This window comes from Pseudooceanicola sediminis (genome assembly GCF_003575965.1).
Classification (GTDB): domain Bacteria; phylum Pseudomonadota; class Alphaproteobacteria; order Rhodobacterales; family Rhodobacteraceae; genus Pseudooceanicola; species Pseudooceanicola sediminis.
In genome coordinates this window covers 143888-150911 of record NZ_QWJJ01000014.1, presented here as the reverse complement: position 1 = coordinate 150911, position 7024 = coordinate 143888, and the positions used below count along the sequence as shown (strand labels likewise).

Here is a 7024-nt window from a genome sequence, read left to right as displayed (position 1 = left end):
GTCTTCGGTAAATCTGCTGCGTTTCATCTCTGGTCCTTTCGGTGGGGCCAGAGTCTATCTCAAACTGGATTAGCTCCTGGAGGCAACGTCAGCGGCTTTGAGCCCGAGTAACCGATGCTGCGAAACGCATGAATGTCCGGTTCTGACGCGAGCGGAGTGAGTTGCTTTCCTCTAGAGCGTTGCGAACGGTGATGTTGGGCTTTCTTTACCAATTGTGAATAGAACCTGTTCCACACTTGCCGGGAGGTTTCATGCAACACAGTTTCAGCGACTTCCTTAGACACGGCGGCAACGGCTATTATGTTCTCGCACGGCGCGATGGCCGCATCGTTGGTCGCCGCGCGGGGCTATCGCTCAAATCGACTTTCCCAAACTATTCAGCTTTACGGGCCGATTTCAGCGAAAGCCTCGATCAGGCGATTTCCGAAAACACCCTGATGCTGCTGAGCACGCTGACGCCGCCTGACACAGTGCCAACTGTTTCGGCATCCGATTTGCGAGATGTGTCCGATGCAAAGGTGGAAGCGCTAAACGCATGGGACGCGCGGCTTGAGAGCATATTCAGCGAATATCAAAATCACCCGCAACGGCTTCGACCGCTTCGAATGGCTATGGAAGAACGCCTTTTGCGGGCCTTCGCCGGGCTGATCAATCCGCTCCGGCAAGAAGACCTTGGCATTGAGAGGTATATTTGGCGCTCGCAGGACGATGCCAAGGTGCGCGATAGTCATGCAGAATATGACGACCTAGTGTTTCGTTGGGATGATCCCCCGGCGAGCGGGCATCCTGGCGAAGCGCATAACTGTAGATGTTATGCGGAACCGATTGCGCCAGCACCTCAAAGCAACGTAATTCTAGCCGGTTCCGATGGCAGCATTCCTTCACAAGACCTTTCAGTCCATGAGGCGGGCGGTGGTCACACCATTGCCCTGCATGTCGGAAAAAGTGAAGCCTTCCTAATCGGATCGGTTAGCACCCCGCGCGGGAGAACGCTTTTCTTTAGCCTTTATCGTTGGCGGCACGGGACGTTTCCATCCCTTGAAGCGGCCCAAAAGCTTACGAATTCCAATCTTGCTCAGAACTCTGAAATCGTAAACGCTGTTGCACGTGGGGAGCTTCCAGATGCGTTTGTTACAAGCACATTCAATTCCGTTACAGGAACAGAGGCTTACAAGATAACTCAAAGGACTTCCTCACCGGTCCGGGTGCGTCGGACCTTTGATGTCGGAACGTTCATTCGGCACGCACCTGAAATGCCAGACGGTTTTGTCATTGTCACATCATATCCGAGGGTTGACTGATATGAAGCCCCCACAATCATTCTATGACTTCACCCTGCAATTTCATCAGGACCTTGATGTCGTTCATCCTGGTTGGGCCGACACCCCGCACGGGCGCAGGGAGCTCTATGAGAGTTTCGCCATGCGATACGGTGATCAAGCAGTGCGGGAATTAGTCACATACTGCGAGAAACTCTTAGCAAACAACGAGACTGATCTAGGCTCACTATGGTTTAAAGAGTCGAAGGGCGACTGGGTAATTCCAGACGAGGGCGTTCGTTTCCTCTTTGAGGATTTTTTGGGCTGGGCGGCCTCGCTGTCTTAGGCCGCTTCTGAACGAAGGAACTCTGAAAGCAGCCATTGGCTCAGCCGCAGCGAATTCACACTTCGTCCCGCATCTTACTAGTTCGCGACCCGCGCAGCGAAGGTCAGCTATCGCAAGTCGGCGTCTGGTGCCTTGGGTTCGTTCAGGGCTTATTTCGTTGAAAAACTCGCCCCAGCATCCCCGTTGATTGTTTTGCGAGATTAAGCGCGTCCAGATCTGTCCCCGGTCAGCACGCGGTTTGTGGTGGCGGCAGGAGCTTTGCGAGCTTCCGGAGGTTCTGGGCGGTGGCTGCGAGGTGGAAGTCGTCGCGCGCGCCGAGAGGGCCACGCAATCGAAGACGGTTCAGCCCAGGATCCGCTTCAGAAGGGCGAACAGCATCTCAACCTTCTTCCTCAGTTTGCAGGATATCGCGTATTCCGTGGTCTGAGCGATCGCACGGGCCCGATCGCGGGATGGCTCGTAGATCGACCGGAGCACCTTGCGTGCAGGCGCCTTCGGGCAGCAGCGTGTTTTCAGTTCGCAGACATCGCAGTCGGCCTTGATGGCCCGGTAGCGCAGCATCCCATTCTCGTCAGGCTTCTGCTCTCTGGCCGTCCTGAAGGCCCGGCGGTTTTGCTTCAGTACTTTGCCGCCCGGACAGGTGTAGGTGTCCTGCTCGGCATCGTAGGTGAAGTCAGCACGTTCGAATGTTCCATCTCGGCGCGCCGACTTGTCAAACACCGGGATATGAGGCGCGATCCCGCGTTGACGATCCAGCCAGTCCAGCATCTCACCCGTGCCGTAGGCAGTGTCGGCGATCAGGCGTTCTGGTTGTAGGGCGAAGGTATCGCTCACACGATCGATCATCGTCCGCACCGATCCAACCTCGGCCTGGCGGATCGAGCGTGTGGCCTCCACGACGAGGATCACGCCGCTGTCGGTATCGATCAAGTAATTGGTGGAATAGGCGAAATAGGCTGGACCACCCCGTGCCCCGCTCCATTGCGACGCAGGATCGGAATGCGAGGTGAACTTCGGCTCGACCGGGCTGGCCGCGCCGAACGCCGCATCATCGAGCGTTGCCAGGTATTCCCTTACCGCCCGCGGCGCTTCCTCGGGATCGATCTTGTCCGGTTTCCAATCCGCCTTTTGTGTCGAGTTCTGCCGGTTCGCGTCTGCTTGAATGATGCTGGCGTCTGCCGCAAATCGCTGGCCGCTTGCCAATCCCTCCGCGATGCAGCGGGCAACCACCGTCTCGAACAGATGGCGCAGCAGATCGCTGTCACGGAAGCGGCCGTGCCGGTTCTTGGAGAAGCTCGAATGGTCTGGCACCGGGTCGGTCAGATCGAGGCGGCAGAACCAACGGTAGGCGAGGTTAAGATGGACCTCTTCGCAAAGCCGACGTTCCGAACGGATACCCATGATGTAGCCAACCAGCAGCATCCGGATCATCAGCTCGGGGTCAACCGACGGTCGCCCGGTGGAGCTGTAAAACGGTGCCAGATGCTTCCGGATCCCGGCCAGATCGACAAACCGGTTCACCGCCCGGAGCATGTGGTCGGCCGGGACATGCGTCTCGATCGAGAACTCGTAGATTCGTCGCGCCGCCAGGATCGTCGGGATGATGCACATAGCCCCCCTCCGACAGGCCGATCCAGGATTGGATAAGCTGATAGTTCTTCCGCATTTCTGTCTCCTTCAAAGCAAAAGGCCCCGGAGTTTCCGGGGCCTTGGGTCAGGGTGTTGCGCGGGCCGGGTGTATCAGGGCGGTCGGTCCAGAAGCGTCGCTGCCGCCGCGACCAGACAGCCCGCGATCAGCCAGATCGCCTTGTCGAGCGCACGAAAGAAGATCCCGCGTCCGATGCTGAGACGTTCCAGCAGCACCACTTTCTCCGTCAGGAGCGCCTGCTCTTGCTCATGCTTGCGGGCCAGCAGGCCCTGGTCCCGGTCATAGCGCTCCATCCGCTTGAACAGCGTCACCAGCTGTTCCTGCATCCGGGCCTGCTGGACCACCACGTCAGACAGCTTGTCGAGCGTCTGTTCGATCCGTTCCAGCCTCTGCTGATCTGACATGCACATGCCCCCAAGTGTCTGCTGAGTGTCTGGGCGGTAAGGCTTGCGCCATCCTCACCGGTGAAGTGATACGCGGGTCGCGCGGCGACCTCCGTATAGGTCTGCCAATCCGCAGGCCGGGACTGCACACCGGCATGGAGAGCAAGAGACCTGACAGCCATGACGTCGCCCACTGGTGCGAGCGGGACCCGTGGCGGGATCGGGCTTCCTGCCACCCGTGATTGCGTTCTGCTTCTCCCCCGATTTCAACCGAAGGAAGAATTTTCTAGTGACAGTTCAGTGACAAACTGTGATGTTGCGGCCCAAGGGGAGAATATAATGCCAAAATTCACGATCAGACGCGCGCTTGACATGAGGGGGCACGCTGTCTCCCAATCGGACACACCTCAGTCACACTCTGACGCCGCGTGATCCGCCGTCTGATGGCCAGGTGGCAGGCCAAACGTTCACAATCTTATTCAGAATGGCATCCGCACATGTCGTGGTTCGGCACGAAGCGGATGCGACGCTGGCACAAGGGCGCATGGCAATATCGGCCGTTTCAGGGGGAGGAATATGACTCCCGCGACTTCGACGCGATGTGAGGTCAGGGGGTCTCAGACTGAGACCCCCTCTTCGGCCATGATCCCCTTGATCTGCTGATAGGCCTGCGCGACCTCTGCGTCGGTGAACAGGACGTCATGGATCTCGGCCAGCGCGACCTTGGCATTCGAGGTAATGACGCTGGAGGGTGTCGCCCCGACGATCAGCTTGTTGCTGGCATGAACCGCCATCGGATAGGCGGGCGTGTTGGAATAGCGCAGCCCCGCACCGCCAGCCGCCCCAAGAATATCAGCGGCGCGCCGGTGACCGTAAACCATTCAAACAGCGCCTGTGCACGCGGCGGAAAGGTGGCGGGATCGCCTTCGGAGGGCAAAAGGCCGGTGAAGGGGGTAAACTCGGGAACGGGCATCAGGCCACTCCTGTGATGGTGAAGGAATATTCGTACTCATCCGGCAGGTCCTCGCCCCACTTGACGGGGCCGAGGATGCCGAACTGCACGCTGGAGGCGCGCGTGGTGGAGCCGATGGCCGCCACCAGCGAGCCGGAGTTGCGATCCAGCTCGGGCTTGGTCTGGTCCCAGAGGCTCTTCGAGGCGACGACGCGATAATCCATCTCGACCCGCGTCGGGCCCTTGGCCAGGGTCAGACTGCCATAGTCGTTGAAGCTGTAGCGGCTGCCGCTGATCGAGCGCCCTTCGGTGCTGCCCACCTGGGCCGCGCCAATCGGGAAACTGGTGCCGAGGAAGATCTCGCCCAGGCGCACCTGCCCGCCCTGCAAGGCGATCAGGATGCGCCGCGTCGGCCCCGGAATGTCGAGCGCGATGAACTTGTCCGAGTAGGCCGAGAACGGCCCGAAGAACCACTCCCACCAATTACCTACCTGCCGACCAGAGATATTGCTCGTGCGGGCCACCGCTTGTCCCTGGCGCACCGCATGCGGCCCGCCAGGGACAAGCCACCGGACCATAGCCGCAAAACCCGCCGTGTAAAGACGGCCCGAAACCGTCCCCAAAGCCGCTTGACCTCGCGCGTCTTTGCCCCCAGCGTCGCGCGATGTTCCCCCTGCGCGATCACAACCCCTCCCTTGGCCGCCCCCTGGTCACCTACGCGCTGATTTTCCTCAATATTCTGGTGTTCTTTTACTATGTCGGCCCGTTTCAGGACCCGCGCAGCATCCAGACCATCTTTGCCCGCCATGCGATGATCCCGGCGAACATCACGGCCGGTGAGGCGCCGCTGACACTGATCACGTCGATGTTCCTGCACGGCGGGATGCTGCACCTGGCCGGAAACATGCTCTTTCTGTGGATTTTCGGTGACAACCTCGAAGATGAGATGGGCCACCTCGGGTTTCTCGGCTTCTATCTCGCCGCAGGCGTGGGCGCAGGCCTTGCCCAGGCTCTCGCCGCCCCCGCCTCCACGGTTCCCACCGTCGGAGCCTCGGGCGCCATCGCCGGCGTCCTCGGTGGCTACCTCTTGCTGTTCCCCCGCGCTCGGGTCGATATCCTGGTGATCCTGCTCGTCTTCTTCCGCAGTATCACGGTTCCGGCCTGGATCATGCTGGGGCTGTGGTTCGCGCTGCAACTCTTCAATGGACTAGGCTCCGACCCGACGACAGGCGGCGTCGCCTACTGGGCACATGCCGGCGGCTTCCTCCTCGGCCTGGTACTCACCCTGCCCCTGTTCGTGCGGCGCGGCGGGCCAAGGTTCTGGAGCCGCCATCACGGCAAGCCGCCACATCCCGACGCAGCCTATCGAGTATCCCGCAGCCACATCCCCTGCGTCCCCCGTAACAAGCAGGACCAACGCCGGCAGGACTGACGCAAACAAGACCGCAGCAAGCAGGACCACAGACCAGCCCCCACCACATCCCACGACCACAAACGCGAAACGGCCGCGCATATCGCGCGACCGGGCTCTCTCATCTGGCCTCAAATACCCCCGCCGGAGGCAACCTCGCCATGGCGGGCAAAGGCTCAGCTGTTGCGGATGATCTTGGAAAACTTGTCGAACAGCGGCTCGTTGGCACAGATCACTTCGCCATCGGCCAGGATGTCGCCCTCGGGGTTCAGCGGCTGGATGAACCCACCCGCCTCCCGCACGATGACGATGCCCGCGGCCATGTCCCATGGCTTCAGGCGGCGCTCCCAGAACCCGTCATAGCGACCCGCCGCGACATAGGCCATGTCCAGCGATGCCGCGCCCCAGCGGCGCACACCGGCACAGGCCGGCAGCAGCCGTGCCAGATCCTGCAGGGTCGCCGGCAGATCGGCACGTCCGGCAAAGGGCAGGCCTGTCGCATAGATCGACTCGATCATCTTGATCCGGCCCGAGGCGCGAATGCGGCTCTCGTTCATCCAGGCACCTTCGCCCTTCTCGGCCAGGAACATCTCGTCCTTCGCGGCGTCATAGACCACGCCGGCGATGATCTGGCCCTTGTGCTCCAGGCCGATCGACACCGCCCAATGGGGCAGACCGTGCAAAAAGTTCGTCGTGCCGTCCAACGGATCGACGATCCAGCGCCGTGTCGGATCTTCACCGGGTTCCTCGCCACCTTCCTCGGCCAGCCAGCCATAGGTCGGGCGGGCCCCCATCAGTTCCTCCTTGAGGATCTTTTCCGCCGCGAGATCGGCGCGGCTGACGAAATCGCCTGCCCCCTTCATCGAAACCTGAAGGTTCTCGACTTCGCGGAAGTCCTTCACAAGGCTGCGGCCAGCCTTGCGGGCGGCCTTGAGCATGATGTTGAGGTTGGCACTAAAGGGCATGTTGGGGCGGCTCCTTGATCCGAAGTTGCGCGTATAGACCGCAAGGCCCCGCTTGCCAAG

General features: G+C 60.6%; 8 protein-coding genes and 1 pseudogene. 3 read left to right on the top strand and 6 right to left on the bottom strand.

Going from position 1 to position 7024, the window contains the following annotated elements; translation table 11 throughout:
• The first annotated feature begins 251 nt into the window (after positions 1-251).
• Both DL237_RS15775 and DL237_RS15770 read left to right on the top strand, forming a co-directional pair.
• Positions 252-1301 (top strand): phage minor head protein, encoded by a 1050-nt coding sequence (locus DL237_RS15775; protein ID WP_119400045.1) that lies wholly within the window; start codon positions 252-254, stop codon positions 1299-1301.
• 1 nt (position 1302) lies between these two features.
• The gene (locus DL237_RS15770; RefSeq protein WP_119400044.1) at positions 1303-1605 is read left to right on the top strand and encodes a hypothetical protein; all 303 of its coding nucleotides are present in this window, start codon (positions 1303-1305) and stop codon (positions 1603-1605) included.
• Between the two features lie 226 nt (positions 1606-1831).
• Here the strand turns inward: DL237_RS15770 and DL237_RS20625 are convergent.
• The 5 genes and pseudogenes from DL237_RS20625 to DL237_RS15750 form a co-directional block, all read right to left on the bottom strand.
• A pseudogene (locus DL237_RS20625) lies at positions 1832-3138 on the bottom strand (IS1182 family transposase).
• Positions 3047-3271: a glycosyl hydrolase 108 family protein gene (locus DL237_RS21085; RefSeq protein ID WP_119400043.1), complete on the bottom strand. Its 225-nt coding sequence runs from the start codon at positions 3269-3271 to the stop codon at positions 3047-3049. The pseudogene DL237_RS20625 and the gene DL237_RS21085 overlap by 92 nt, the downstream one beginning before the upstream one ends.
• 74 nt (positions 3272-3345) lie before the next feature.
• Entirely contained in the window at positions 3346-3657 is a 312-nt protein-coding gene (locus DL237_RS15760) for a hypothetical protein (protein ID WP_147405366.1), read from the bottom strand.
• A 596-nt stretch (positions 3658-4253) separates the two neighbouring features.
• Positions 4254-4517, bottom strand: coding sequence for a hypothetical protein (locus DL237_RS15755; RefSeq protein WP_119400041.1), 264 nt, complete (start codon positions 4515-4517; stop codon positions 4254-4256).
• A 91-nt stretch (positions 4518-4608) separates the two neighbouring features.
• The gene (locus DL237_RS15750; RefSeq protein ID WP_119400040.1) at positions 4609-5112 is read right to left on the bottom strand and encodes a hypothetical protein; all 504 of its coding nucleotides are present in this window, start codon (positions 5110-5112) and stop codon (positions 4609-4611) included.
• A gap of 140 nt (positions 5113-5252) precedes the next feature.
• On the opposite strand from DL237_RS15750, the gene DL237_RS15745 reads away from it, so the two are divergent.
• Positions 5253-6020 (top strand): rhomboid family intramembrane serine protease, encoded by a 768-nt coding sequence (locus tag DL237_RS15745; protein WP_119400039.1) that lies wholly within the window; start codon positions 5253-5255, stop codon positions 6018-6020.
• 155 nt (positions 6021-6175) lie between these two features.
• On the opposite strand, the gene DL237_RS15740 is transcribed toward DL237_RS15745, so the two are convergent.
• Positions 6176-6964, bottom strand: a complete 789-nt coding sequence (locus DL237_RS15740) for an inositol monophosphatase family protein (RefSeq protein ID WP_119400038.1) — start codon at positions 6962-6964, stop codon at positions 6176-6178.
• Positions 6965-7024 lie beyond the last annotated feature (60 nt).